General features: G+C 68.1%; 25 protein-coding genes. 15 read left to right on the forward strand and 10 right to left on the reverse strand.

What is annotated here, in order from left to right; genetic code table 11:
* Positions 1-69 precede the first annotated feature (69 nt).
* From PWF70_RS01080 to PWF70_RS01090, 3 genes are read left to right on the forward strand one after another with little or no spacing between them, the layout of a single operon-like run.
* Positions 70-954 (forward strand): DUF4328 domain-containing protein, encoded by an 885-nt coding sequence (locus PWF70_RS01080; protein WP_006358847.1) that lies wholly within the window; start codon positions 70-72, stop codon positions 952-954.
* Positions 951-1760, forward strand: coding sequence for a glycerophosphodiester phosphodiesterase (locus PWF70_RS01085; protein WP_006358846.1), 810 nt, complete (start codon positions 951-953; stop codon positions 1758-1760). Before PWF70_RS01080 ends, PWF70_RS01085 begins: the two co-directional genes overlap by 4 nt.
* Positions 1761-1819: 59 nt before the next feature.
* Positions 1820-2743, forward strand: coding sequence for a DUF5926 family protein (locus PWF70_RS01090; RefSeq protein WP_006358845.1), 924 nt, complete (start codon positions 1820-1822; stop codon positions 2741-2743).
* 79 nt (positions 2744-2822) lie between these two features.
* Here the strand turns inward: PWF70_RS01090 and PWF70_RS01095 are convergent, their stop codons facing one another.
* A complete protein-coding gene (locus PWF70_RS01095; protein WP_006358844.1) occupies positions 2823-3359 on the reverse strand; it encodes a ferritin in 537 nt (178 codons plus the stop codon).
* Positions 3360-3454: 95 nt separating this feature from the next.
* Positions 3455-4636, reverse strand: coding sequence for an LCP family protein (locus PWF70_RS01100; RefSeq protein WP_230461878.1), 1182 nt, complete (start codon positions 4634-4636; stop codon positions 3455-3457).
* 253 nt (positions 4637-4889) lie between these two features.
* Between PWF70_RS01100 and PWF70_RS01105 the strand changes: the two genes are divergently transcribed.
* A complete protein-coding gene (locus tag PWF70_RS01105; RefSeq protein ID WP_006358842.1) occupies positions 4890-6242 on the forward strand; it encodes an APC family permease in 1353 nt (450 codons plus the stop codon).
* A 12-nt stretch (positions 6243-6254) separates the two neighbouring features.
* Here PWF70_RS01105 and PWF70_RS01110 read toward each other — a convergent pair whose 3' ends face one another.
* Positions 6255-7052 (reverse strand): CPBP family intramembrane glutamic endopeptidase, encoded by a 798-nt coding sequence (locus PWF70_RS01110; RefSeq protein ID WP_006358841.1) that lies wholly within the window; start codon positions 7050-7052, stop codon positions 6255-6257.
* A gap of 39 nt (positions 7053-7091) precedes the next feature.
* Positions 7092-7844: a DUF2470 domain-containing protein gene (locus PWF70_RS01115; protein ID WP_035754214.1), complete on the reverse strand. Its 753-nt coding sequence runs from the start codon at positions 7842-7844 to the stop codon at positions 7092-7094.
* Between the two features lie 161 nt (positions 7845-8005).
* On the opposite strand from PWF70_RS01115, the gene pheA reads away from it, so the two are divergent.
* Together pheA and PWF70_RS01125 are read left to right on the forward strand one after the other, a co-directional pair.
* A complete protein-coding gene (gene pheA / locus PWF70_RS01120; protein WP_035754217.1) occupies positions 8006-8977 on the forward strand; it encodes a prephenate dehydratase in 972 nt (323 codons plus the stop codon).
* Positions 8977-9636, forward strand: a complete 660-nt coding sequence (locus PWF70_RS01125; protein WP_006358838.1) for a histidine phosphatase family protein — start codon at positions 8977-8979, stop codon at positions 9634-9636. Before pheA ends, PWF70_RS01125 begins: the two co-directional genes overlap by 1 nt.
* A 1-nt stretch (position 9637) precedes the next feature.
* Here the strand turns inward: PWF70_RS01125 and PWF70_RS01130 are convergent, their stop codons facing one another.
* The 3 genes from PWF70_RS01130 to PWF70_RS01140 form a co-directional block, all read right to left on the reverse strand.
* Positions 9638-10138, reverse strand: coding sequence for a hemerythrin domain-containing protein (locus tag PWF70_RS01130; protein ID WP_006358837.1), 501 nt, complete (start codon positions 10136-10138; stop codon positions 9638-9640).
* A 99-nt stretch (positions 10139-10237) separates the two neighbouring features.
* Entirely contained in the window at positions 10238-10588 is a 351-nt protein-coding gene (locus PWF70_RS01135; RefSeq protein ID WP_005199266.1) for a metallopeptidase family protein, read from the reverse strand.
* A gap of 4 nt (positions 10589-10592) precedes the next feature.
* Positions 10593-11783 (reverse strand): septum formation family protein, encoded by a 1191-nt coding sequence (locus PWF70_RS01140; RefSeq protein WP_006358836.1) that lies wholly within the window; start codon positions 11781-11783, stop codon positions 10593-10595.
* 96 nt (positions 11784-11879) lie between these two features.
* Here PWF70_RS01140 and PWF70_RS01145 point away from each other — a divergent pair, with 96 nt between their 5' ends.
* From PWF70_RS01145 to PWF70_RS01180, 8 genes are all read left to right on the forward strand, one after another.
* Positions 11880-12296: an ankyrin repeat domain-containing protein gene (locus PWF70_RS01145; protein WP_006358835.1), complete on the forward strand. Its 417-nt coding sequence runs from the start codon at positions 11880-11882 to the stop codon at positions 12294-12296.
* Positions 12297-12371: 75 nt separating this feature from the next.
* Positions 12372-13631 carry a serine--tRNA ligase gene (gene serS, locus PWF70_RS01150; RefSeq protein ID WP_006358834.1) on the forward strand — a complete coding sequence of 420 codons (1260 nt, stop codon included), beginning with the start codon at positions 12372-12374 and terminating at the stop codon, positions 13629-13631.
* A gap of 14 nt (positions 13632-13645) precedes the next feature.
* A complete protein-coding gene (locus PWF70_RS01155; RefSeq protein WP_006358833.1) occupies positions 13646-14584 on the forward strand; it encodes a DMT family transporter in 939 nt (312 codons plus the stop codon).
* Positions 14585-14976: 392 nt separating this feature from the next.
* The gene (locus PWF70_RS01160; protein ID WP_075862648.1) at positions 14977-16536 is read left to right on the forward strand and encodes an HNH endonuclease signature motif containing protein; all 1560 of its coding nucleotides are present in this window, start codon (positions 14977-14979) and stop codon (positions 16534-16536) included.
* A 183-nt stretch (positions 16537-16719) separates the two neighbouring features.
* The gene (locus PWF70_RS01165; RefSeq protein WP_035754233.1) at positions 16720-17364 is read left to right on the forward strand and encodes an aldo/keto reductase; all 645 of its coding nucleotides are present in this window, start codon (positions 16720-16722) and stop codon (positions 17362-17364) included.
* Complete coding sequence (gene abmR, locus PWF70_RS01170) at positions 17361-17912, forward strand: ATP-binding transcription factor AbmR (RefSeq protein ID WP_035754235.1); 552 nt, start codon at positions 17361-17363, stop codon at positions 17910-17912. Before PWF70_RS01165 ends, abmR begins: the two co-directional genes overlap by 4 nt.
* 34 nt (positions 17913-17946) lie before the next feature.
* Positions 17947-18825: a DMT family transporter gene (locus PWF70_RS01175; protein ID WP_006358828.1), complete on the forward strand. Its 879-nt coding sequence runs from the start codon at positions 17947-17949 to the stop codon at positions 18823-18825.
* A gap of 62 nt (positions 18826-18887) precedes the next feature.
* On the forward strand, positions 18888-20135 hold the full coding sequence (locus PWF70_RS01180; RefSeq protein ID WP_006358827.1) for a lipase family protein: 1248 nt from the start codon (positions 18888-18890) through the stop codon (positions 20133-20135).
* A 25-nt stretch (positions 20136-20160) separates the two neighbouring features.
* Here the strand turns inward: PWF70_RS01180 and PWF70_RS01185 are convergent, their stop codons facing one another.
* From PWF70_RS01185 to PWF70_RS01195, 3 genes are all read right to left on the reverse strand, one after another.
* Positions 20161-20373 (reverse strand): hypothetical protein, encoded by a 213-nt coding sequence (locus tag PWF70_RS01185; RefSeq protein ID WP_006358826.1) that lies wholly within the window; start codon positions 20371-20373, stop codon positions 20161-20163.
* A gap of 168 nt (positions 20374-20541) precedes the next feature.
* Entirely contained in the window at positions 20542-20946 is a 405-nt protein-coding gene (locus PWF70_RS01190; protein ID WP_035754237.1) for a four-helix bundle copper-binding protein, read from the reverse strand.
* Positions 20947-21044: 98 nt separating this feature from the next.
* Positions 21045-22646: a Rieske 2Fe-2S domain-containing protein gene (locus PWF70_RS01195; protein WP_006358824.1), complete on the reverse strand. Its 1602-nt coding sequence runs from the start codon at positions 22644-22646 to the stop codon at positions 21045-21047.
* Positions 22647-22773: 127 nt separating this feature from the next.
* Here PWF70_RS01195 and PWF70_RS01200 point away from each other — a divergent pair, with 127 nt between their 5' ends.
* Positions 22774-23388, forward strand: a complete 615-nt coding sequence (locus tag PWF70_RS01200; RefSeq protein WP_006358823.1) for a TetR/AcrR family transcriptional regulator — start codon at positions 22774-22776, stop codon at positions 23386-23388.
* Positions 23389-23419: the final 31 nt, after the last annotated feature.

The following is a 23419-nucleotide window of genomic DNA, read 5'->3' on the forward strand; positions in this document are numbered from 1 at the left end:
CGTCCCGGGCGCGAGCACTGTCCTCGCTGTGGTGGCCCGCTGAGCGTCGTCGACGACGTCTCTCGTGCGATGGCGGCACCCGCGCGCCCGGCGACCCACGCGCCGCCCCGTACGGCGCCGACCGGCCGGCTGTACCGGGGCCGTAACGTGCGGTGGGTCGCGCGGCGTCCTCCCGAGGCCATCCCCAGCCGCCGCGGACCGTCGGGCCCGCGCGGTCCGCGTCTCATCCCCCGCTACGTCTACATCCCGACCTGGGGTCTGCGCGACGAGCCGGTGACCGCTGACGCGACGCACGATCGGATCGACGCCTCGCGGGCACGCCTGCTGTTCGCGCTCGTCGTGGCCGGGACGGCACTCGCGGCGTCGGCGGTCATCCACCTGTTGCGCTATATCCTGTTGGCCGTCAACCGCACGCAGCCGCTCCCGAACCCGTTGATCGTGGTCTCCGACTGGATGATCGTGTTCGTGGGGGTCGCTGCTCTCCTGGCCTATGTGTGGGCGACCCTCGCGTTCATCCGCTGGGTGATGGACCTGCGGGCCGGTGCCTATGAGGAAGCCCGACTCCTCGACCCGAGGCGTCCGCTGTGGGTCGGGGTCCTGGTGGGGGTCCCACTGGTGAACCTGGTCGGTGCGCCGCTCGTGCTGGGCGAGGTCGTGGCCCTGCGCGTGGCCCACGATCCGTCCCTCGACGCCGAACGTGTCGGCCGCCGGGTCCGCCGGCTGTGGGTCGCGTGGGTGGTCGTCACCGTCACCGCCGTACTGGCGCTGGTCGCCCGAGTCGTCGCGTTGGGTTCGGACTCGGTGCAGACCGGGGCCAACGCGCTCGCCATGGTGATCATCAGCGCGGCCGTGTCGGCCGCCTTCGCCTTCTGGACGGCGCGCCGTGTGCCGGTGCTGTTCGACGCCGCCACGGCGGTCCCGGTCCCGAAGAGAAGGTGGGTGGCGGTCGGATGAACTCAGGTGTGAACGTGGGTGCGGCCGAGAAGGTGTCGCGTTCGGGTAAGCCCGCGGTGGTCGCGCACCGCGGCGCCTCCGGGGACCGTCCGGAACACACCCTGGCCGCATACGAGCTCGCACTCGCGCAGGGCGCGGACGGACTCGAGTGCGATGTTCGGCTCACCGCCGATCACGAGCTCGTCTGTGTGCACGACCGGACCGTCGACCGCACGTCGGACGGTTCCGGCATCGTCAGCGAGATGACGCTGGCCCAGCTCCGCGAACTCGATTTCGGGAGTTGGCATTCCGCGGGCGACCCCGCGTCGATCCTGACGCTTCGGGAGCTGCTCACGCTCACCCTGGACTGGCGCCGCCCGGTCCGGTTGTTCATCGAGACCAAACATCCCGTTCGGTTCGGCAGTCTCGTCGAGCAGAAGCTCCTCGAGATCCTCCACGAGTTCGGCGTGGCCACCCCGCCGTCGGCCGATCACAGTCGCGCCGTGGTCATCTCGTTCTCCTCCGCCGGCGTCTGGCGCATCCGTCGCCATGCCCCGATGCTCCCGACCATTTTGCTGGGCGACACCGCCCGAGTACTCGGTGGCAGTGCGGCGACCGCCGTCGGGGCCACGGGGATCGGTCCCTCGGTGATGACCCTGCGGCAGTACCCGGATCTCGTCGACCGCGCCGCCGCGGCCGGACGCGTGACATACTGCTGGACCGTCGACGAACTGGTGGACGTCCAGCTCTGCGCCGACCTCGGAGTGCGCTGGCTGGCCACCAACCACCCGGCCAGGGTCCGCGACTGGCTGGTCACCGTCGACTGAGCGGCCTTCTCCTGCCCGGGCTTCTCGGCGCGGTGAGCGGCTCGTGAGAGAGTGGACCGATGGGCAAGAAGAGCAAGCGGGGCAGTGGACCCCGCCCGGGAAGCAATCGCGCCGAGCGGGTCGCCGCTCGTAAGGCTCGGCAGGCGGCGTCGATGGCACCGCCGCCGCGCCCCTTCGCGGGGCTGGCCTCCGAGTGCGACTTCGTCGCACTGCGGACCTTCGTCGCATCGGCGACCGCACGTCTCGAGCTGACGGAGCCTGCCGACACGCGCAACGACGTCTCCATCGTGACGATCCTGCCGGGTGCCGGGCCTGCACTCGCACGTGAATCCGGTGGCGCGACAGAGGGTTTGGTCGGGTTGCAGACAGAGCCCGACCGAATGGCGCTCCCCGTCGAACTGGCGGCCGCGATCGCCTGGGCAGCCCACGCAGACGCCGGTAGCGAGTTCGATCTGGAAGCCGCCGACGAATCCCCCTCGCTCGACGAGGTGCTGAAGGCCGACGCGGTCCTGGACATCACCGTGCACCAGGACTTCTCGTGGTGGTTCCCGGAGGGCACCGAGGTTCCTGCCGAGATCGCCCCGATGTTCGAGCGCGCCAACGATTCCGTGCTGCCGACCGCGCGCCTCGTCGTCGACAGCGGTTCCGGCGCCCCGTGGTGGGTCGATGCCGGCGAGCGGGCACATCTGCGGTGGATTCGTCCCGAGCCCGAGGACGACCTCATGGCCGCGATGGCCCGCCTGCATGCGGCCGGGCGTCTGACGATGGGTGAGGGCTCGCGCTTCGCGGGGTCGTTCCGCACCCACGGGCTGCTGGTCCCGGTGTTCGACCTCGACAGCGAGATGCACCACGAGGAGTGGCAGGCGGGTCTCAATCAGCTCGACCAGTGGCTGGGCGAGGCGCTTGCCGACTCCTCGGAGCTGACCATCGCCGAGCGCAGTTCGCGCGACGGCATCCGCGGCCGCCAGGTCACTCTGCGTTAGACGAGGAAACCCTCGAAAACCGTTTCGGCGGCGCGACTTCGGTGAAGTCGCGCCGCCGAGATCGTCTGCTGGTCGGAGGCTAGATGTTGCCGCCGGCGACGGGAGGTGCGGTCGGGTCGTCGGTCTCGGGGCCGTTGAACTCGCGTTCGACGAAGTTCTCGAGGTCGAACAGGTTGCCCTTGCAGCGGTCGGCGATGGTCTGCAGCGTCGTCATGGTGGCGACCTCCTCGACCTGCTCCTTGAGGAACCACTGCACGAACTGCTCACCGAGGTAGTCGCCGGTGTCACGGGCCGACTTGGCCAGGTCGACGATCTGCTGGGTGACCGTCTTCTCCTGCTCGAGCGCCAACTCGATGGGCGCCTTGTAGTCCTCGAACTTGTTGTTCGGGGCGGAGACCCCGGGGATCTCGACCTCCATGTCGCGGTCGAGGAAGTACTGCACGATGATCATCGCGTGATTGCGCTCTTCGACGGCCTGCCGGTAGAAGAGCTTGGCCAACTGCGGCATGTCGTGGTTGTCGAAGTAGGTGGCGACCGCGATGTACTGCTGCGAGGCGTAGAACTCGTTGCCGATCTGGTCGTGCAGCAGCTGGTGGAACTTCGTGAATTCGGTCATTCGCTCATCGTAGGTGCCGAAAAGCGCCTTCTACCAGCAAGTTCAGGCTAAGTAAGGCAAGTCTGACCTGTCTTTGGGCAACCTGGCCACCCCGGTCACCCGGCGTCGACGAGCAGCTCGTCGGGGATGGGCTGACCTGCACGTAAGAGACCGAAGAACTGCTCGGTCGTCTCTGTGACCGGCAGTGCCAGGCCGTCATCGGTGTAGACGCTCTCACCCGTGGGTGTGGTGGTTGTCACTGGGTCCCGGAGGGCGAACATCAGCGAGGCCAGGTTCCAGATGTGGTCGCGTTCGTCGACGGTGAGGGAGTCGATCGCGCCGCCGATGAAGCCGAACAACCGGAACGGGTTGAGCAGGACGGCCGGGCTCGTCGCGCGGGAGACCAGGGCGGCGAGGAATTTCCGCTGGTTGATGACGCGTTCGAGGTCGGCGCGCGGGAAGGCTCGGGTACGGACGAGACCGAGTGCCTGGCGGCCGTTCAGGTGGTGGCAGCCCTTGGCCAGTTTGAGTCCGGCCTTGGGGTCGTTGAGCGGTTGATCGATGCACATGTCGACACCGCCGACGGCGTCGACGAGGGTGTCGAAACCGCCGAAGCCGATCTCGGCGTAGTGGTCGATGTGGATGCCGGTCAGGTTCTCGACGGTCTGCACCAGCAGTGCCGGACCGCCGATGTTGTACGACGCGTTGACTTTCAGGCTTCCGTGGCCGGGGATCTCGACGAAGAGATCGCGGGGGATGCTGACGACCGTCGCCTTCCCGCTCCCCGGCGGATTGTGGACCAGCATGATCGTGTCGGTGCGGGAGCCGTCGGCGTCACCGGTCGACAGGTTGGTGCGCTGTGCGTCGGACAGATCGGAGCGGGAGTCGGTGCCGACGATGAGCCAGTTGGTTCCGGGGGTGTCCGACGGCCGTCCGGCGTAGGCGGGTAGCGCGTCGATGCGGTCGAGTCGCGAGTCGTAGTAGAAGAGCAGTCCGGCGCTGCCGAGTACGAACACGAGCAGCAGGATCAGCAGGATCCTGCCGACCCGCAGGGTGCGCCGCCGACGACGCCGGGGGCGTGTCGGCTTCGCAGCGGGCGGGGTGCCGACCGGCGGAGCGGGCGGACGTGCCAACGATCGGGCGCGGTCACCTCGACGCTCACCGGCCGGGATCGGTTCGGGTTTCTGGGTGGGGGCGTACTGGCCCGGGGCGGCACCCCTCCCCGGAATCGGGCCGGCTGCCGGGGCAGGGCCGGGCGCCCGACGCGGCGGCGGACCCTGCGCGGGGATTCGAGGCATCGCCTGGGGGTGTGCGGCGGGAGCGGGACCCTGCGGATGGGGTCGGTGGGGTCCACCGGGAGGAGGCCCCTGGCGTGGCGGTATGCCTCCTGCCGGCCGCCCGGACGGTACCTGTGGCCCCGGACGACCGCGCCGAATGATCGGCGGGTCCTGCTCGTTCATCCCAACCAATGTACGCATCCACGGGTGCCCGGCACGGATTCGACGCAGATCACAGGACTCGATCGGCCCGCGACGGGGTATCCGGCTCGCCATGACCGACGACGTGGCCGCCCGGCCAGACACCGAGACCGGTGACGATCGCACTCCGCTCCGGCGCGCGATCTCCGGCAAGATGCTGTTCCTGTTCATCCTCGGCGACGTGCTGGGCGCCGGGATCTATGCGCTCGTGGGCGAGATCGCCGGCGAGGTGGGCGGTGCGATCTGGGTACCGCTCGTGGTGGCTCTCGTCATGGCGCTGTTGACCGCGGGGTCGTATGCCGAGCTGGTCACCAAGTATCCGCAGGCCGGTGGTGCCGCGGTCTTCGCGCGGCAGGCCTACCGGTCGTCGCTGGTCTCGTTCCTGGTCGGGTTCTGCATGCTGGCCGCTGGTGTCACGAGCGCCGCCGGCCTGGCGTTGGCGTTCGCGGGTGACTACTTCAAGACGTTCGTGAACGCGCCCACCACCGTCACCGCCCTCGTCTTTCTGGTCGCGATCGCGGCACTGAACGCACGTGGCATCAGCGAGTCGGTGCGGGCGAACGTCGTGATGACGGTCATCGAGGTGTCGGGTCTGGTGCTGGTCGTCGTCCTGGCGGGCATCGTCCTCGGTCGGGGAGACGGCGAACCGCATCGTGTGTTCGAGTTCGACAGTTCGACGACGCCCGCACTCGCGGTTCTGAGCGGCGCGTTGCTCGCCTACTACTCGTTTGTGGGATTCGAGACGTCGGCCAACGTGGCCGAGGAGGTCCGCGACGTGCGTCGGGTCTACCCGAAGGCGCTGTTCGGCTCGCTGATCACCGCCGGTGTCGTCTACGTACTCGTGGGCCTCGCGGTCTCGACCGTGGTGTCGCCGGATGAGCTCGCCGGCTCGTCGGGTCCGCTGCTCGAGGTGGTCACGATCGCCGACGTCGGTGCCCCGGACCAACTGTTCTCGCTGATCGCCCTCATCGCCGTCGCCAACGGCGCGCTGCTCACGATGATCATGGCCTCACGGTTGACCTTCGGAATGGCCCGCGATGGTCTGCTGCCCACCCCGCTGGCGAAGGTCCTACCCGGTCGACGTACGCCGTGGGCGTCGATCATCGCCACGACCGCCATCGCGATGGTGCTCTCGGCGACCGGCTCGGTGGCGGCGCTGGCCGAGACCGTGGTGCTGCTGTTGCTGTTCGTCTTCCTCAGCACCAACGTCGCGGTCCTGGTGCTGCGGCGCGAACGCGCCGACACCGACCACTTCCGGGCGTGGACGATCGTGCCGGTGCTGGCGATCGTGACGTGCATCGTCCTGCTGACCCAGCAGAACGCGGAGACCTGGCTGCGCGCCGGCCTCCTGATGCTCGTCGGGCTGGCACTCTTCGGGCTGGCCCGTGCCACCGGATCGGGCAAGCACGCCGAGGACCGCGGGTGACCGGTCCGGGTGTCAGCCGACCCAGGAGAGGTGATCGCGTAGCAGCGCGTAGCCGATGAAGGCGACGACGTCGATGACGCCGTGGGCGATGACGAGCGGCCAGGCCCGGCCGGTGACCTGGTAGAACCGGCCGTAGACGACGCCCATCACCACGTTGCCGAGACCGGCGCCGAAGCCTTGATACAGGTGGTAGCCACCGCGGAGCACGGCACTCGCGGCGAGCGACTTGACGTCCGAGACCCCGAGCTGGCGGAGCCGGGTGATGAAGTAGGCGACCACCACGATCTCCTCGGCGGCCGCGTTGCCGATCGCGATGAGGATCAGCACCGGCCATTCCCACCAGGTGTCCGCCTGGCTGGGGACGAGGCTCGCGTTGAGTCCGAAGACGCGGGCGACCGCGACCAGTGCGAGTCCGGGGAGGCCGATGACGGCCGCGAGGACGAGTCCCGCGGGCACGTCGCGTCGCGGGGTCCACCGGCCGAGGCCGACGCGCGACAGTCCGAGCCCGCTCCGCCACAGCAGGTACACGCCGAGCGCGGCGATGGCGAACAGCCTGAGGATGCTCATCATCTGGCGCGCGGCGTCGATGAGGGCGAGGTCGGAGCGGCTGGGGTTGAGGGCGACAGTGGTCCCGCCGATGCCGCCGGCGAGTTGGGCCTCGAGGAGTGCGAGCGCGGCCGAGGCCGCGGAGAACGCAAAGGTCAGTATTCCGACGATGACGAGCTCGGCGATCAGACCGCGACGCTCGACACGGTCGGTGACGACCGGGATGCCGTGGGGCGACGGCCGCAGGTACTCGCGCAGAGGCATGCCGGTCAGCCTAGAACCCCTCGCAGCCGGCGATGCGGGTCAGTCGCGCATCGAGTTCATGAACGGGCAACCGGCGAGGTTGCGCAGTGCCCGGGACAGCTCGAAGACGTCCGAGACCGGGCGGGGGAAGGGCAGCCGGACGTCGGAGTCGCCGTCGGCGCCCTCGATGCGGAAGCGTATGCCGAACCGGTCGAGGCCGAGGGGGCGTACACGGCCCTGGCGCAGGTCCGTGGGCAGCTTGCGGGCCAACTGGCCGACGAGGTCGGCGTGGTCGGCGTCGAGGTGCTCGAGCCAGCCGGCCTCGCACTCCCAGAACGGGTCGGGGGTGGCGTCGGCCAGTTCGGCGGCCGACACCGACGTCGCACCGGAACTGGATGCCAGCACCGCGGAGTCGACCTGGAGGCGGAGCATCGACGCGCCGTGGCCGATGTCGAGCAGGCCGTCGTCGGGGTGCTCGCCGGCGATCTCGATGGCCAGGTCGCGCTCGAGGTCACGGGGCACCTCGTGGAGCGTCCCGTTGAGCCAGATCACCGACCGGACCCGTTCGCGCAGGTCGATGGGCGCCCAGTCGGTGACCTCGAGCATCGCGGGTGTGCCCTCGGCGCCGTCGACGGCAGCCACGGCGTCGCCGTCGGTGGGTACGAGGACGAAGGCCTGGGATTCGAAGAGGTGGACGACGCCGATCGGCGTGGTGTCGGCGCCCTCGATGGCGAGGATGGCGGAGCCGACTCGACGGCAGGCCGTCTGGATCATCTCGGCATCCGTGGGTCGGTCGGTCGTCGTACGCGTCATGTTGTCTCTCCGGTCGGCGCGGGCGGCTGCGGTGCTCGGCGGCTGTTGAAAGGTAACCCTAACCTAAATACGGTTGGCGTGGTCGTCAATGGGTCCTCGGACCGTCGGCTCCCGGGGATTGCGGCTTGAACGGAGTGATCACCGACGTCCACTAGGCTCGTGTGGTGCCTGTGATCGCCTACTTCGGCCCGCCCGGAACCTTCACCGAGATGGCACTCGACGCGGCCCTCGCCGCCCATGACCCCGCACTCGGGGGTCTCGACCTCTCGAGTGACGTCACCAAGGTCGACGCCTCGAGCCCGGCTGCCACCATCGCGATGGTCCGCAGCGGGGAGGCCGACTACGGCTGTGTGCCCATCGAGAGTTCGCTCGAGGGGTCGGTGCCGGCGACGATGGACGCCCTCGTACCACCGGCGCGGTCCGGTATCGACGGGCGCGTGCAGGTGTTCGCCGAGACCGTCCTCGACATCGCGTTCGCGATCGCCGCGACCGGCCCGCTCGCCCCGGAGGACGTCCGCACCATCGCGGCCTACCCGGTGGCGGCTGCGCAGGTCCGTCAATCCGTGGCCAAGCTCTTCCCGAACGCGGAGTTCGTCACGTCCGGATCGAATGCTGCTGCGGCGCTCGACGTCGCGTCCGGCAAAACCGACGCCGCGGTGACGACCGGTCTCGCGGCGGGGTTGTCGGATCTGACCGTGATCGCCGACGGTGTCTGCGACGCGAAGGAGGCCACCACGCGGTTCCTCGTCCTCGGACGCCCCGCGGTCCCGACGCGACGGACCGGCACGGACCGCACGTCGGTCATCCTCGACCTGTCCAACGAGCCCGGTAGCCTGATGCACGCGATGAACGAATTCGCCTCGCGGGGAATCGATCTCACTCGCATCGAATCCCGGCCGCAGCGCGACGAGGCGGAGGGGCGGGCCATCGCCGGTCGCTACCGGTTCTTCCTCGACGCCGTCGGCCACATCGACGACGCAGCGGTCGCGGAAGCCCTTGCGGCACTGCATCGCCGGTGTGAACGAGTCGTCTACGTAGGTTCATGGCCCGCGGTACGGACCACGGGATCGGCACCTCCCGACCACGCCGAGTCGCTGGCCTGGATCGACTCGCTGCGACAGGGAGAGGTGTGATGGCGCGCCTGCATCTCGTCCGGCACGGCGAGACCACCGCGAACGTCATGCGCCGGCTCGACACCGCCCTCCCCGGCGCGGCACTCACCGATTTCGGTGCGCGACAAGGCGCCCGGTTCGGGCTGGAGAACCGACCCGAGCGCGAGGCGGTCTTGTTCAGCTCGGAGGCCCGGCGCGCCCGGCAGACCGCCGAACTGATCGGCTCGGTGTGGGACGTCCACACCGAGGCCGTCGACGGCGTGCACGAGGTCCAGGCCGGCGAGCTCGAGGACCGCAGCGACCGCGAGGCCCACCACGTCTTCCACGACGTCATGGAGAAGTGGCACGCCGGTGACCTCGATGTGCGCATCCCCGGCGGCGAGTCGCTCGCGATGGTCTACGACCGCTACATCCCGACCGTCGACGACCTCGCACGCTCGTATCTGACCGGAACCGAACCACGTGATGTGTTCCTGGTCAGCCACGGTGCGGCGATCCGACTCATCGCGGCGCGCCTGGCCGGCATCGACTCCCGCTTCGCCGCGGCGACGCACCTCGGCAACACCGGCTCGATCGAACTCGAGTACGCCGACGGCATCTGGGTCTGCCACCGCTGGGGCGCCGAGACCGCACCGTTCGATCGGGTCGACGAGCCGCTGGTCGACGACCCCATGGGCTAGTTCACTTGATGATCGCGTCGACCGTCTTCTTCAACGCCGACGGCTGCGACGGGCGACGCGGTGCCTTCTCCTTGAGCCGGAGCATCTCTTCGCCGATCTCCTGGAGATCCTTGCGGCCGAGGGCCTCCCGCACCTTCGGGAACCACTCGTCCTCTTCTTCCTGGATGTGGTGCTCGACGTTCTCGATCAGCACGGTCGTCTTGGCGTCGAACCGCTCGGAGTCCGGCTTCAACGCGGCGAGCTCGACGACGAGGACGTCGGCAACGTGGTGTTCCTCGTAGGACTCGAGGATGTCGTCCTCGAGATCGGGTACGCGCTTACGGATCTCGGGGTACATGCACTCGTTCTCGATGTAGGTGTGCACGGTGAGGGCCTCGATGATCTTGTCGACGATCTTGCCCTTGGTCTTGGTGGCGTTCGGGCCCTGGGACTTGAAGTCGCGGAAGAGTTTGCGGATCTCTTTGTGGTCGTCCTTCAGGATGACGATGGCGTCGGTGGACATGGCGGAACTCCTGGATGTGGGCTGGACATCGGAATCTCGGTATTCCGCAATACGCCCGCGCTGAAACATCTCACCTGAGCCGGGGTCCCGGCGGGGTTCCTAGCCCCAGCCGTTGGCGTGCAGCCAGGCGTCGTCGATCCCGAAGTGGTGGGCGATCTCGTGCATGACGGTGACCGCGACCTCGTGCACCACCTCGTCGCGCGAATTGCACATCGCCAGAATCGGGTCCCGGTAGATCGTGATCGTGTCCGGTAGGAATCCGCCGTAGTCGTGGTCGCGCAGGGTCAGCGCCACGCCCTGGTACAGCCCGAGGATGTCGGGCTCCTCGGGGTTGTACGGCTCGACGAGGATGACCACGTTGTTCATCGCGCCGGTGAGTTCCGACGGGATGGTGTCCAGTGCGTCGGAGACCAGCCCGTCGAACTCGTCGTCGGACATCGGGACGGCCATGGGGTCAGCCCGCCGGGGCGGGGGCCTGGTCGGGGTTCGGTGCGATTCCCGGCGGGAGCGGCACCGGCGTCGGGAGAGCGCGACCGGGCGGAGCAGCGGGCGGCGGGACGGGCGCCTTGCCGTTGATCAGCAGTGCCCCGTCCTTGGCGTCGCCGACGAGGGTGGCGAATCCGCCGCGCTTGTCGGGCAGCCCGAGGTAGCAGACCACCTTTCGGCTGCCGGCGAGCCAGCTCGGCTCGCTGAGAACCGACCACTGCACGTTCAGTGTCGTCTTGTCGAGAGCGGCCGCGCCGCCGGCGAATCGTTCGGCCTGCTTCGGGCAGATCGAGCCGAGGTAGTTGTTCTGGGCGCCGGTCGCGGGCCACGGCTTGTTCGACATCCGGTCGCCGAAGCGGACCGCGAGGTCGACGATGCCGGTGGTCTGGAAGGCGTGCGGCTCGGCGCAGTTGACCGGAAATCCGGTGGGGTTGCGGTTCTCGGGGTCGATGCCGATGCACGTTCCCTCGGGCCACACATACGACTGGTTCTGGTCGGCGACGCGGCCGGAGAACTGCACGGGCTGACCGTTGGCCCCGTCTTCCTGGACCCCGCAGCGCAGCTGCCGGGCGCCCTTGTCCCACTGGGCCTGCGACGGGTACATCATGCCGACCGAGAAGCGGCCCTGCGGATCGAGGCGACCGTCGAGGTACTGGTCGACGATCACCGGACACTGCTCGTCGCGGATGGCGGCGAAACGCTCGGGCCCGGGCCACAGCGCGTCCTCACCGAACTCGACGCCGGGGATGAGCGAGGTGTCGATGCCGCCGGCCACCTCGAAGCGGTGCTTCTGCGCGCATTCGACTGCGGTCGGCTGCCCGGGGTTCCCCTCGGGCCAGTCCAGGCAGTCGCCGGCGACGGACTGGGTGAAGGCGTTCTGGACGAGTCGTTCGCCCTCGCCGACCTTGCTGCCGCCGACGCTGCCGGCGTCGTCGAAGACGCCCATCGCCAAGGCGATACCGCCGGCGACGAGTGCGCCGACGACGATCGCGGCCAGGACGACGAAGACGGGATTGCGCGTGGCGTTTCGTGGGGGCCGGCCGACGGCATTGACCGGCTCGTCGTACGGTGCGACCGGGTCGACGGCGGTGAAATCGTCGTCGATGGCGTCGTGCGCGTCGTGGTCGGGCTTGTCGCGATCAGGGTCGGGCTCGTTCATCGGGATCCATCATGCCTGGTCGATCCGGCTGGGCACACCCGCATCAGTCGATGCGGGCACCAGCCACTGCGGCGAGAGCTGCCTACACTCGCGGGAATGCCCGCCGATTCCTCTCCCGTGCCCGGTCCGGACGCGATACCGGACGCCGAGGTGGTCGAACTGGCCACGCGCCTGTTCGAGATGGCCCGCTCCGGCGACGCCGCCACGCTGAGCGGCTACGTCGATGCCGGGGTGCCGGTGAACCTGCGCAACCAGTCCGGCGACTCGCTGCTGATGCTCGCCGCCTATCACGGCCGCGCGTCGGCGGTCTCGGTGCTGCTGTCCCGCGGCGCCGATCCCGACCTCGCCAACGACCGCGGACAGACCCCGCTGGCCGGCGCGGTGTTCAAGGGATTCGACGACGTGGTCCGGCTGCTCGTCGACGCCGGGGCCGATCCGCACGGAGGCACCCCGTCGGCCGCCGACGCCGCCGCGATGTTCGGCCGCGACGATCTCCGGGCGCTCTGGAGCTGACCTGCGGGCGGGCCCGGGTTTCACTTCGGTGGCGTGATCGGGTTCGCATCGCGCGCTCAAGTAGGGTTTGAAGGCGTGATCGACCTGAAGATTGTTCGTGACGACCCGGATCTGGTCCGTACTTCGCAGCGCACTCGCGGCGAGGACCCCGGCCTGGTGGATGCCCTGCTCGATGCCGATGCGGCCCGTCGTGCGGCCATCGTCGACGCCGACACGTTGCGCTCCGAGCAGAAGGCTCTCGGAAAACAGGTCGGCAAGGCGCAGGGCGACGAGAAGCAGGCGCTGCTCGCCAAGGGCAAGGAGCTCGCCGAGCAGGTCAAGGCTGCCGTCGCGCGTCAGTCCGAGGCCGATGAGGCCGCCGCGAAGGCCCACCGCGCGATCTCCAACATCGTCGCGCCGGAGGCCCCCGCGGGTGGCGAGGACGACTACATCGTCCTCGAGCACGTCGGAGAGCCCCGCGAGATCGAGAACCCGAAGGATCATCTCGAACTGGGCGAGTCGCTCGGTCTGCTCGACATGGAGCGCGGCGCCAAGGTGTCGGGTTCGCGGTTCTACTTCCTCACCGGGCAGGGCGCCTTCCTGCAGCTCGGCCTGCTCAACATGGCCGCGCAGAAGGCTGCCGCCAACGGCTTCACGCTGATGGTCCCGCCCGTCCTGGTGCGTCCGGAGGTCATGGAGGGCACCGGCTTCCTCGGCGCCCACGCCGACGAGGTTTACCACCTCGACAAGGACGACGACCTGTACCTGGTCGGCACCTCGGAGGTGCCGCTCGCCGGCTACCACATGGACGAGATCCTGGACCTGTCCGACGGCCCGAAGCGGTACGCCGGCTGGTCGACCTGCTTCCGCCGGGAGGCCGGCAGCTACGGCAAGGACACCCGCGGCATCATCCGCGTGCACCAGTTCGACAAGGTCGAGGGCTTCATCTACTGCAGGCCCGAGGACGCCGAGGCCGAGCACCAGCGTCTGCTGGGCTGGGAGAAGGACATGCTGGCCGCGATCGACGTGCCCTACCGTGTCATCGACGTCGCGGGTGGCGACCTCGGTTCGTCGGCGTCGCGCAAGTTCGACTGCGAGGCTTGGGTTCCCACCCAGAACGCCTACCGCGAGCTCACGTCGACGTCGAACTGCACGACGTTCCAGGCCCGCCGTCTCTCGATCCGCTACCGCGACGAGAACGGGAAGCCGCAGACCGCGGCGACGCTCAACGGCACACTCGCGACCACCCGCTGGCTGGTGGCCATCCTCGAGAACCACCAGCAGCCCGACGGTTCGGTGAAACTGCCGCCCGAGCTTGCGAAGTTCGTCGGCACCGACGTCCTCACGCCTCGTTGATCTGAGCCTGGGTCATGACCAGCGGGATCGTCATCGCGGTGATCGGTGCGCTGGCGTTTGCCGCCGCGGCCGTTCTCCAGGCGCTGGGCGCCGAGCAGGTCTCGCAGCGCGCCGCCATCCGTGAGGAGCGTCGACGATCCGCGGCGGCCCACCCGTCGTTGAAGTCCACCGCGCTGACGATGCTGACGGTGCCGTTCCTGGTCGGGTTCGTGTTCGACATCATCGGGTTCATCGCGACGATCGCGTCGGCCCGTCTGATCCCGCTGTTCCTGTCGCAGACCATCATCTCGGCCCGGTTGGTCGCCACGGCGCTCCTCGCCATGGTCGTGCTGAAAGTCGGCCTCACGATGCGTGATTGGATCGCCGGTGCGGTGGTCGTGGCGTCGCTGATCCTGCTGGCGGTGTCGGCCGGTCGCGAGGGCGGGGACCACACTGCGTGGATGCGGTGGGCCGTCCTGGTCGCCGGTCCCGCGCTGATCTTGCTCGGCCTGATCGTGATGCGGCGCTTGAAGACTCACATCGCCACTGTCACCGGTCTCATCGCCGGCGCCGTGTTCGGTGTGATGGCGGTGGCGTCCCGCATCCTCGACGGCCTGGACCCCCTCGACCTCACCGTGCTGTTCACCGACCCGGCTCTGTATGCGTTGCTGCTCAGCGGGATCGGCGGCTTCTACCTGTTCACCGTGGCACTCCAGACCGGATCGGTGAACGGTGCCGCGGCAGCACTCGTCGTCGGGCAGACGGTTCTCCCGGGCGCGGTGGGCATCGCCTTCCTCGGTGACGTCACGCGCGCGGGCTGGGGACCGGCCGCGATCGTCGCCTTCGTCGCCGCCGTCGGCGGGGGAGTGGTGCTCGCGTCGTCGGGTGCCGTCACCGCCGTCGAGACGGCCGACGCCACAAATGCGCCTCGCGGGTACGGGCATCCGCCGCGGGAGCTGGGCCGACCCCACTAGCTCGCGGCACCCGGCAGGTTTCGCTAGCCGATTCCGACGATGAACAGCAGTCGGTGTCCCACCCGGTCACTGAGCCAGGCCGGCGGAGAGCAGCAGGGCCGCGAAGACCACCGAGTGAGGCCGCAGTGCGCACCGGGCGGATCGACGCCACGCACCGTCTCGTCGCATCTGTATCGGGTGTTCCCAAACTCGGAGTCACCTCGCGGGCAGCGCTTCGTGATGCGCTCGACGCCTGGCAGGTACCGACTGAGGTCGATGGAACCGACTGGCGCACAACGTGTTGGTTACCGGGACCTTGTGGAGGAGGATCCGCGTTTGTCGGTGGGTTGATCTAGATTGGTTGGTAACAGATTCAGCCATCCAGGTTGGGCTGTAGACGTTGTGGGGGCAGCGTGAGCAAGTGGATCGATCTTCCGGGCGGGTTCCTCGCCGGGGTCGATCCTGCCCACCCCGAATTGTCTGACACCGCAACCCATATGGAACGGTTCGGTTCGATCCGCCATGGTGAGGCTTATCTGGCATGGTGCCGGTATGAGTCGATCGTCACCGTCTACGACCAGCTCGTGGTCAACACTCAGGGCGGGTTCTTCATCGACCGCTACACCGAGATGGTGACCCGGGTCTGCCGCGAAGCCGCCATCACCCGCTACCAGGCTGATCAGTGGGTCGGTGAAGCGCTCGCCCTGCGGGACCGGTTACCGAAAGTGCTGACCACCCTGCGCGACGGCATCCTGTCGCGGCAGTTGATCCAGACGGTCATCTCCCGCACCGACCTCATCTCCGACGCCGCGGCCATCGCGGACCTCGATACCGAGATCGAAACCATCCTGCGCACCAGGAAGGGCGCCTGGACCACACCGAAGCTGCGTGACATGGTCGACCGCCTCGTCTTCCGTCACGATCCTGACGCGGTGCGGGAGCGGCGTCGTGAAGCGTTGGACAAGCGCGGTATGTGGACCGAGAACTTCACCGACGGCACCGGTGAGATCACCGGCGTGATGGCCGCGGAGAACATTCGCATCGCGGCACAAGCGGTGAAAGCGTTGGCCGACACCGTCTGCGCCCACGACGGCCGGAACCGTAACCAGCGCAACTCCGATGCCATGTTCGCGCTGCTGACCGGCACCGTCTTCGACTGCCAATGCCAGCGTGAGGATTGTGACGCCGAGATCCCCGACCCCGCCGAGGTGGTCCGGTCGGTGAGTACCGAGGTCGTCGTCCACGTGGTCACCGACGCCGCCACTCTCGCCGGGGCACCCGGTATCGGTTGGGTCGACGGCCACGGGATCGTCTCCGACGAGCATGTGCGTGATCTCGCCGAACGGGTCGACGCGACCATCACACCCGTCACCCCGGTGCGCACACCCCCGGCCCGCGTTGTTGTCGAGGACGTCCCGTCGAAAGACGTCGTGATCGTCTACCCGGGTGCGCAAGCCGCCGACCCGTACCGGCCCACCGCTGCGTGTGCCGATTTCGTGCGGGTGCGTGATGGGTATTGCACCGAACCGGGCTGCGGGTGTTCGGCTTTCGACTCTGATCTGGACCACGTGACCGAGTACGACCACACCGATCCCGCCCAGGGTGGGGCGACGGCGAGTGAGAACTTGAACGCCAAGTGCCGGTTCGGGCATCTGCACAAGACGTTCGGCGACTGGGTCGACGTCCAGTACCGCGACGACGACGGCCACCTGGTCACCGAGTACCGCACCCCGGAAGGCGTCGTCATTCCCGGTGACGCCGAGAACCTCGAGGACTCCTTCCCGAACCTGCGTCGTATCCGCTACGAACAGCCACCCCAGGCCCCACCGTCCCCACGGGTCATAACCGGGGACGACACCCCGCCCACCAGCAACCGGCTCGCGCACAAGCACGCACGCCGGCGGGCCGAGCGTGCCCGCAACCAGCGGGAACGTGAGAGGCGTCAGCACATGGACGGACCTCCGCCCTTCTGAAGTCCCACCGGCCTGAGTCGGTGGAGGAATCGTAATGCAGTCACTTGACGGAGGCTACGAGCCCTCGCCGCGAGCGACGCTTGAGCGGTCGTCGACCAACGCCCTCACCGGCACGACCGTTGTTCCACCACCGCTGGCCCCTCAGCTTCTTCAAGAACTGAGCCACCACTCCGAACGAAATACATGATCGTGAACTCATCCCTCCCTTTTCCCGGCGGCACCTGGACCCTGGGTGACACAACAGTCACCAGATTCGGTTACGGCGCAATGCAACTCGCCGGTCCTTGGGTGATGGGTCCGCCCGCCGACCCCGTCGCGGCCCGGGCCGTGCTCCGCGACGTCGTCGAACTGGGCATCACCCACATCGACACCAGCGACGCCTATGGACCTCGCGTCACCAACGAACTGATCCGCGAGACGCTCCACCCATATCCCGAGTCGCTGTTCATCGCGACGAAGGTCGGCGCCACCCGGGACGCCGAGGCACGTTCCGTCGCCCCGATCGTCTGCGTCCAGAACATGTACAACCTCGCCCATCGCGCCGACGACGCCCTTATCGACGAACTCGCCGCCGACGGCATCGCGTACGTGCCGTTCTTTCCGCTCGGCGGCTTCTCGCCGCTGCAGTCCGAAGCGCTGTCCCGGGTCGCCGGCCGCCTGGGCGCCACACCCATGTCCGTCGCACTGGCCTGGCTGCTTCAGCGTTCACCGAACATCCTGCTCATCCCCGGGACGTCGTCGGCGGCACACCTCCGCGAGAACATCGCGGGCGCCGGCCTCGCGCTGACCGCCGATGACCTGGCCGAACTCGACACCATCGGTCGCTGACAGCGGTAGCGCGTGGTCGTCGTGGTGGTTGGCAGCAAGCCGAACTGCCCGACGCCGGGGATGCCGCCGCGTGGTTCGCCGGCCGACTGCCCGACGCCTGGTTCACCGGACCCGTAGAGGTCACCGTCGACCGCGACGAGATCACGGTGATCGGAGCCCTTGAGCCGCCCGAGACCAGCGACGACGCCGACGCACGGGCCGCAGCACAGGGGCGGGCGTCGAGGTTCCGCGAGGACACCCGCGCGGAACGGATGTCGATCGCCGACGAGGCGCAGGCCCGCCACGCCCGAAAGGTGTCATGGGGTGTCGCCGTCGGTGACGAGCGAATCCTCTTCACCCACCTTGCGGTACCGGTCATGACGCGGCTCCGGCAGCCGGAACGGCGCGTTCTCGACACCCTCGTCGATGCCGGGGTCGCCCGGTCGAGGGCCGACGCGTTGGCCTGGTCGGTCAAGCTGGTCGGCGCGCACACCGAGGAGTGGCTGGGCAAATTGCGTGCCGCAATGGACGAGGTGGACAACTTGCGTGCCGAAGGTCCCGGTCTCTGACCGATTTTCGGGCCGAAGCGGGGATACTGATCCGATGCTGATCGGAATCCTCGCGGCCGTCTTCGCGGCGCTCGCCTACGGTACGGCCTCGGTGCTGCAGGCACGAGGCGCGCAGAGCGTAGCCGACACGGGTGCCGGGCCCGGTGAGGCGCCGTCGCTGCGGTCGACCATCGCGGCCATGCTGACGGTGGCGTTCATCGCGGGAATGGCGTTGGACGGCATCGGGTTTCTCGGCAACCTCGTGGCGGCGCGGATGATCCCGCTGTTCCTCGCGCAGCCCATCGTCAGCGCCAATCTGGTCGTGACGGTGGTGCTGGCGACCATCGTGCTGAAAGCAAAGCTGTCCCAGCGTGATTGGATCGCGATCGGCGTCGTCGTGGTGGCGTTGGTGCTGCTCGGGTTCGCCGCGGGCGACGAGGGACGCAAACACGAGTGGTGGCTGCACTGGGCCGTTCTCATCGCGGCGGTGGTCATCCTCGGTCTCGGAGCAGCGATCCTGCCGCGGATGCAGAGTCGGGTCGCGGTGCTGGCAGGTTTGTCCGGCGGTGTGCTGTTCGGCGTTCTCGCCGTGGCGGTCCGAATCCTCGACGGCCTGGACCCCTTCGATCTCGGTGAACTCTTCACCGACCCCGCCCTGTACGCGATCATCCTGGCCGGACCGGGTGGGTTCTACATGTTCACGGTGGCCCTGCAGAAGGGCGCGGTGAGTGCGGCGTCGGCGTCGCTGGTGGTCGGCGAGACCGTGGTGCCCGGCGTTATCGGGATCGTGGTCCTCGGCGACACCGTCCGGGAAGGCTGGGGACCGGTCGCGGTGATCGCGTTCATCGCCGCCGTCATCGGCGCGGTGGTCGTCGCGATGTCGCCGGTCATCGAAGAGGTCGAACGCGCGGGGGAGAGCACGCCGGTCGGCTGAACTGTGCCGTCTATACCGTGTAACCCGTCCAAAATCCGACAACACCGGCATCATTACTGCTCATGCGCCTGACATTGCGGTTCCTGGTGACGCTGACCTCCGTGATCGGCATGGGGGTCTCCCTGTGCCTGGTGGCCCAACCGGTCACCGCCGCGCCGCTGCCGAACCCGGTCGCGGCGCCGAGCCAGCTGCCGTCGCAGGACCCCTTCTATGTCCCGCCCCGCGGCTACGAGAACCGGGTGCCGGGTGCGGTACTGCGGACACGACAGGTTCAACTCGGTTGGCGCGCAACGAATGTGCCGATATCTGCGACACAGATCCTCTACCGCAGCACCAACAACTTCGGCAACCCGACGTCGACGGTCACCACCGTGATCTCACCGCCGGGTGTGGGACCGGGGGCACCGCGTCGTCTGGTGTCCTACCACTCGTTCTACGACGCGCTGGGCTCTCAGTGCGACCCGTCGTACACGCTGCGCGGCGGCAACATGTCCGAGCGGCCGATCGACATCAGCCTGGTCACCGGCCTGATGGCCGCCGGGTACACGGTGTCGGTGCCCGACTACGAAGGGCGTGGCCTGCGCTGGACGATTGCGCGGGAATCCGGCTACGCCGCACTCGACGGTCTCCGGGCGAGCCTGCGTCAGCTTCGTGCTCCGGCACGCACTCCGATCGGACTGTTCGGCTACTCCGGCGGATCGGTGCCGACGGGCTTCGGTGCGGAACTGGCGCCGAAGTACGCGCCGGAGCTGAACATCGTCGGGGCAGCCGCCGGCGGAGTGGTCGTCGATCCCATCCACAACCTGGGCTACGTCAACGGCAAGAAGGACTGGACCGGAGTCATCCCGGCGCTGATGGCGGTCTACGACGAGACCTACGGCCTGAACCTGGCCGACTACCTGTCCCCGAAGGGCACGCGCATCCTGCGTCAGGTGGCCGGGCAGTGCATAGAACAATTCGCCGACGCATACCCGGGGCTCACCGACCGTCAGCTCCTGAAGCCCGGGGTCGGTGGCATCCTCGACGTTCCCGGTGCACGCCGGGCACTTTCGGCCAACATCATGGGGACGCTCGGTACCCCGCGGGCGCCGATGATGTTGGGAGTCGGGAACTCCGACGGCGTCGGCGACGGCGTGATGATCGCCGGTGACGTCGCGCGCCTGGCCGGGAGTTTTTGTCGTCGCGGAGTGCCCACGACGTTCACCGAGTACCGCGGCCAGTCACATACGGCGGCGTTCATCCCCTGGAGCGTCGAGGCTCTTGCATTTCTGGACAATCGGTTCGCCGGACGACCGACGGGAGGCTGCTGAAGCAACCGCCCGCCGGCCTCGGACGTCAGTCTGCGTCGGCTGAGGGGTGCTTGTTGGTGCCGCCGTCGGACACCTCGAAGTTCTTCCATTCGCCGTTGTCGTGGACCTGCATGACGGTCCCGAGGCTGTCGTCGGGCGCGGCGACGGTCTTGAACCAGTCGTAAGCACTGGTGGCGTCGTCGAAATCCTTCTCCTCGATGACCTTTTCGTCGGAATCCACGACGCGGTACTGAGCCATGATCTTCTCTCCTCACTGTCGGGTTCGACATCGCGCCTCGGTCGAGGCGCCTCTTGCGACGGTATCCACCCGCCTACCCACCGGAGTTCGACGGCAATCATCGACGTCGGATCGTGCCCGGCCGACAACACGTGCATAACGAACGACTACTGCGCGTTTACGCCGAGATCAGCCGAGCACGAGCAGCAGGGCGCGGCAAGCCTCCTCGCACTGTCGGCAGACGTCGGCACAGATCCGGCAATGCTGATGAAGGTCGGCGTGCTTCGCGCACTCGTCAGCGCAGGTTGCACATGCGACGGCACACGCTTCCAGGGTCTTCCGCACAACCGCGATGCCGGCCTCGGTGCGCCGGAGCAGCACTCGCTCGGTGATGGAACACAGGTCGGCGCAGTCGAGGTCGGCGCGGATGCACTCGACGAGGTGCTCGACGCCGCTCTCGCCGAGGCATGCGTCCGCGCACGAGGTGCAGGCCTGCGTACATTCGGCGCACGCCTGGATACAGGCCGCGAGCACGGCGTCGTCGATGTCGTCGCGGACCGGATGTGCCTCGAGTATCTCGGTCACAGTTGTCATGTGGGGTGGAATACCCCCCATTTCAGGGCTGAAACCGCCCGAGTTCCTGGTCGCCGACCGGCCTTCCGGCGTAGGTCCGTTCGGACGCCGTCATCGCGTCAGTCGAGCTTGCTCGCGCGCAGCTCGTGGCCCTTCGACGTCAGGCAGCGGCCCGACGCCAGGTCCCACTGCCAGCCGTGGAGATTGCAGGTCAGCTTCTCGCCCTCGATGACACCGAACTTGCCGAGATCGGCCTTCAGGTGCGGGCAGCGGCGCTGGATCTCCCAGCCGTCCTTGGTGATCGACGCAGAATCGTCGTGTGCCTCGGCGAACCAGCCGTCGGCGTAGGCGATGCGCTCGTCGGTCAGGCACTTGAAGAAGGTGTACAGGAACTCGTTGTATCCGCCGATGCGCCACGTGGTGAAACGCGTGGACAGGAAGATGGTGTTCACCCAGTCCGGCTCGTTGTCCCGGAGAACCGTGCGCACGAGTTCGGTGGCGATTCGGAAACCGTAGCGGTACTTGCCTTCTCCCTCCTTCGGCTCACGCACGATGCGGTTGGGGAAGTCGAGTACGACGGTCTCGGTGGCGTCGTTCGCCGGACCGCCGCCCGGGGTCATCACCAGGCCGACGGGGTAACCGATGCCGTCGCAGATCAGATCCGACTGGGCCATGATCGGCTCGAAGAGTTCGCGGAGGGCGCCGATCAGCGGTTCCCCCTCGGCGGGCGCCCAGGTGGCCTTGTCCGCGGCGATCACCGGTGCGAACTTCTCCTTCATCCGCTCGAGGTAGGCGCGCTTGTTCTCGCCGAACACGTCGCCCGGCGCGTACGGGTGGCTGACCTCGTTCAGCGTCGAACCGGTGAAGTCGGCGACCGATCCGGAGACCATCATCAGGCCGCGATGCTTCTCGCCGTCGTCGGTGCCGTGGATGCGCATCTGCTCCAGGAAGGTCTCCTGATCGGGGAAGATCGAGGTGTCGTCCGCGGTGTCGGCGGAACCGAAGTCGTTGAGGTGGAAAAGATCTTCGTCGAGGAACATCGGCGGACCGGCCGACGGCACGACCCAGGTCGCACCGACCTGCTCGATGTACGATCGCGCGCGGTCCATTCCGCGCTGACGCTTCTGAGATGCGAAGTTGGCCTTCGACTTCCGCGGGATGTCGTAGACCATCGGGTACCAGATGGCGCCTGAGTACTGCAGCAGGTGCACGTCGACGTGGCCGAACGCGTCATCGATGACGTCGAGGTCGATCGGGCGGGCGTCGTTCATGTTGAAGCAGACGGTCTCGCCGTCGGAGACGACCAGGCCGCTGTCGCCGATCGGCCCGTCGGCCGGGGCGCGCAGCGCGATGATCATGACGTCGAGCGAACCCTTGTCGTTGGTCACCGTCGTCTTCACCGAGTCGGTGGTTTCGACGAACTTGGTGAAGCCGAGCTTCTCGAGTTCACCACGCAGGTCCGGCACCGGGTAGTCGGGGAGCAGGACCGTCGCGTCCTTGTTGACGTTCTCGCGAAGGTTCTTCTCGTCGAAGTGGTCACGGTGGAGGTGCGAGACGTAGAGGTAGTCGCAGTCGCCGAGCGTCTTCCAGTCGAGCTCGGAATTGTCCGGGAACGGCACCCACGAGGCGAAGTAGGTGGGGTTGACCCAGGGGTCGCAGAGGATCGATCCGGCGTTGGTCTGGATGTGGAAACCGGCGTGACCGATGCTGGTGATCTGCACGAAGGGGGCCTTTCCTGGTGTGCGCGGGGCTGCGCGTCAAAGCACTACAGTCCACCAATGTATCGAGCCGCGCGGACCGCCCGCGTGGGCCATGAGTCCCGCCGCGCGCAGATGCGACGATGAACACATGAGTTCTCCCAAGCTGTGGCGCGGGCAGACGCTCGAGGACCGGTCCACCGACCGGCGCGAGCAGATGCTCGCCGTCGCCGAGACCCTGCTGGGCACCGGCGGTACCGCTGCGGTGACGATGCGGGCCGTCGTGCGCGAGGCCGGCCTCAGCCCCCGCTACTTCTACGAGAGCTTCTCCTCGACCGAGGAGCTGGTCACCGCGGTGTACGACCGCGTCACCGAACAACTCCTCGCTCGGATCGCCGTCATCGAGCGGCCCGCCGACCGGCGGGGAAACGTCCGTGCGCTGCTCGAGGGCTTTCGCGAGTTCTTCCAGGACGAGCCGGGGCGGGCTCGCATCCTGTTGCGCGAACCGCTCGCCGACGACGTCCTCCGCGCCCATCGTGCCGCCACCGTGCCCGGATTCGTCCAGGCCGTCCTGGCCATGGTCACCGACGAGAACTCACTCGCCCCCGAACGCGTCGCGGTGATCTCCTCGGCGCTCACCGGGGCACTCGTGGCGCTCTACCTCGACCACATCGACGGCCGACTCGCCCTCACGCCCGAACAGCTCTCCGACGCCGCCGTCGACCTCGTGTTCGCCGTCACCCGCATCGGTGCCGACCAGGCCTGACCTGCCGCGTCCGATCACTGGTTAAGCTTTC

The organism is Gordonia sp. Swx-4 (assembly GCF_030316175.1).
GTDB classification, from domain to species: domain Bacteria; phylum Actinomycetota; class Actinomycetes; order Mycobacteriales; family Mycobacteriaceae; genus Gordonia; species Gordonia alkanivorans.

Coding starts and splice junctions, on each gene's coding strand:
- PWF70_RS01125 (WP_006358838.1), top strand. CDS start 8,977: ATGGCGCGCCTGCATCTCGTCCGGCACGGCGAGACCACCGCGAACGTC.
- PWF70_RS01145 (WP_006358835.1), top strand. CDS start 11,880: ATGCCCGCCGATTCCTCTCCCGTGCCCGGTCCGGACGCGATACCGGAC.
- PWF70_RS01100 (WP_230461878.1), bottom strand. CDS start 4,636: ATGCCTCGAATCCCCGCGCAGGGTCCGCCGCCGCGTCGGGCGCCCGGC.
- PWF70_RS01085 (WP_006358846.1), top strand. CDS start 951: ATGAACTCAGGTGTGAACGTGGGTGCGGCCGAGAAGGTGTCGCGTTCG.
- PWF70_RS01200 (WP_006358823.1), top strand. CDS start 22,774: ATGAGTTCTCCCAAGCTGTGGCGCGGGCAGACGCTCGAGGACCGGTCC.
- PWF70_RS01105 (WP_006358842.1), top strand. CDS start 4,890: ATGACCGACGACGTGGCCGCCCGGCCAGACACCGAGACCGGTGACGAT.
- PWF70_RS01175 (WP_006358828.1), top strand. CDS start 17,947: ATGCTGATCGGAATCCTCGCGGCCGTCTTCGCGGCGCTCGCCTACGGT.
- PWF70_RS01080 (WP_006358847.1), top strand. CDS start 70: ATGGCGGCACCCGCGCGCCCGGCGACCCACGCGCCGCCCCGTACGGCG.
- PWF70_RS01135 (WP_005199266.1), bottom strand. CDS start 10,588: ATGGCCGTCCCGATGTCCGACGACGAGTTCGACGGGCTGGTCTCCGAC.
- PWF70_RS01090 (WP_006358845.1), top strand. CDS start 1,820: ATGGGCAAGAAGAGCAAGCGGGGCAGTGGACCCCGCCCGGGAAGCAAT.
- PWF70_RS01115 (WP_035754214.1), bottom strand. CDS start 7,844: ATGACGCGTACGACGACCGACCGACCCACGGATGCCGAGATGATCCAG.
- PWF70_RS01180 (WP_006358827.1), top strand. CDS start 18,888: ATGCGCCTGACATTGCGGTTCCTGGTGACGCTGACCTCCGTGATCGGC.
- PWF70_RS01130 (WP_006358837.1), bottom strand. CDS start 10,138: ATGTCCACCGACGCCATCGTCATCCTGAAGGACGACCACAAAGAGATC.
- PWF70_RS01155 (WP_006358833.1), top strand. CDS start 13,646: ATGACCAGCGGGATCGTCATCGCGGTGATCGGTGCGCTGGCGTTTGCC.
- PWF70_RS01095 (WP_006358844.1), bottom strand. CDS start 3,359: ATGACCGAATTCACGAAGTTCCACCAGCTGCTGCACGACCAGATCGGC.
- PWF70_RS01140 (WP_006358836.1), bottom strand. CDS start 11,783: ATGAACGAGCCCGACCCTGATCGCGACAAGCCCGACCACGACGCGCAC.
- PWF70_RS01190 (WP_035754237.1), bottom strand. CDS start 20,946: ATGACAACTGTGACCGAGATACTCGAGGCACATCCGGTCCGCGACGAC.
- PWF70_RS01110 (WP_006358841.1), bottom strand. CDS start 7,052: ATGCCTCTGCGCGAGTACCTGCGGCCGTCGCCCCACGGCATCCCGGTC.
- PWF70_RS01165 (WP_035754233.1), top strand. CDS start 16,720: ATGATCGTGAACTCATCCCTCCCTTTTCCCGGCGGCACCTGGACCCTG.
- PWF70_RS01185 (WP_006358826.1), bottom strand. CDS start 20,373: ATGGCTCAGTACCGCGTCGTGGATTCCGACGAAAAGGTCATCGAGGAG.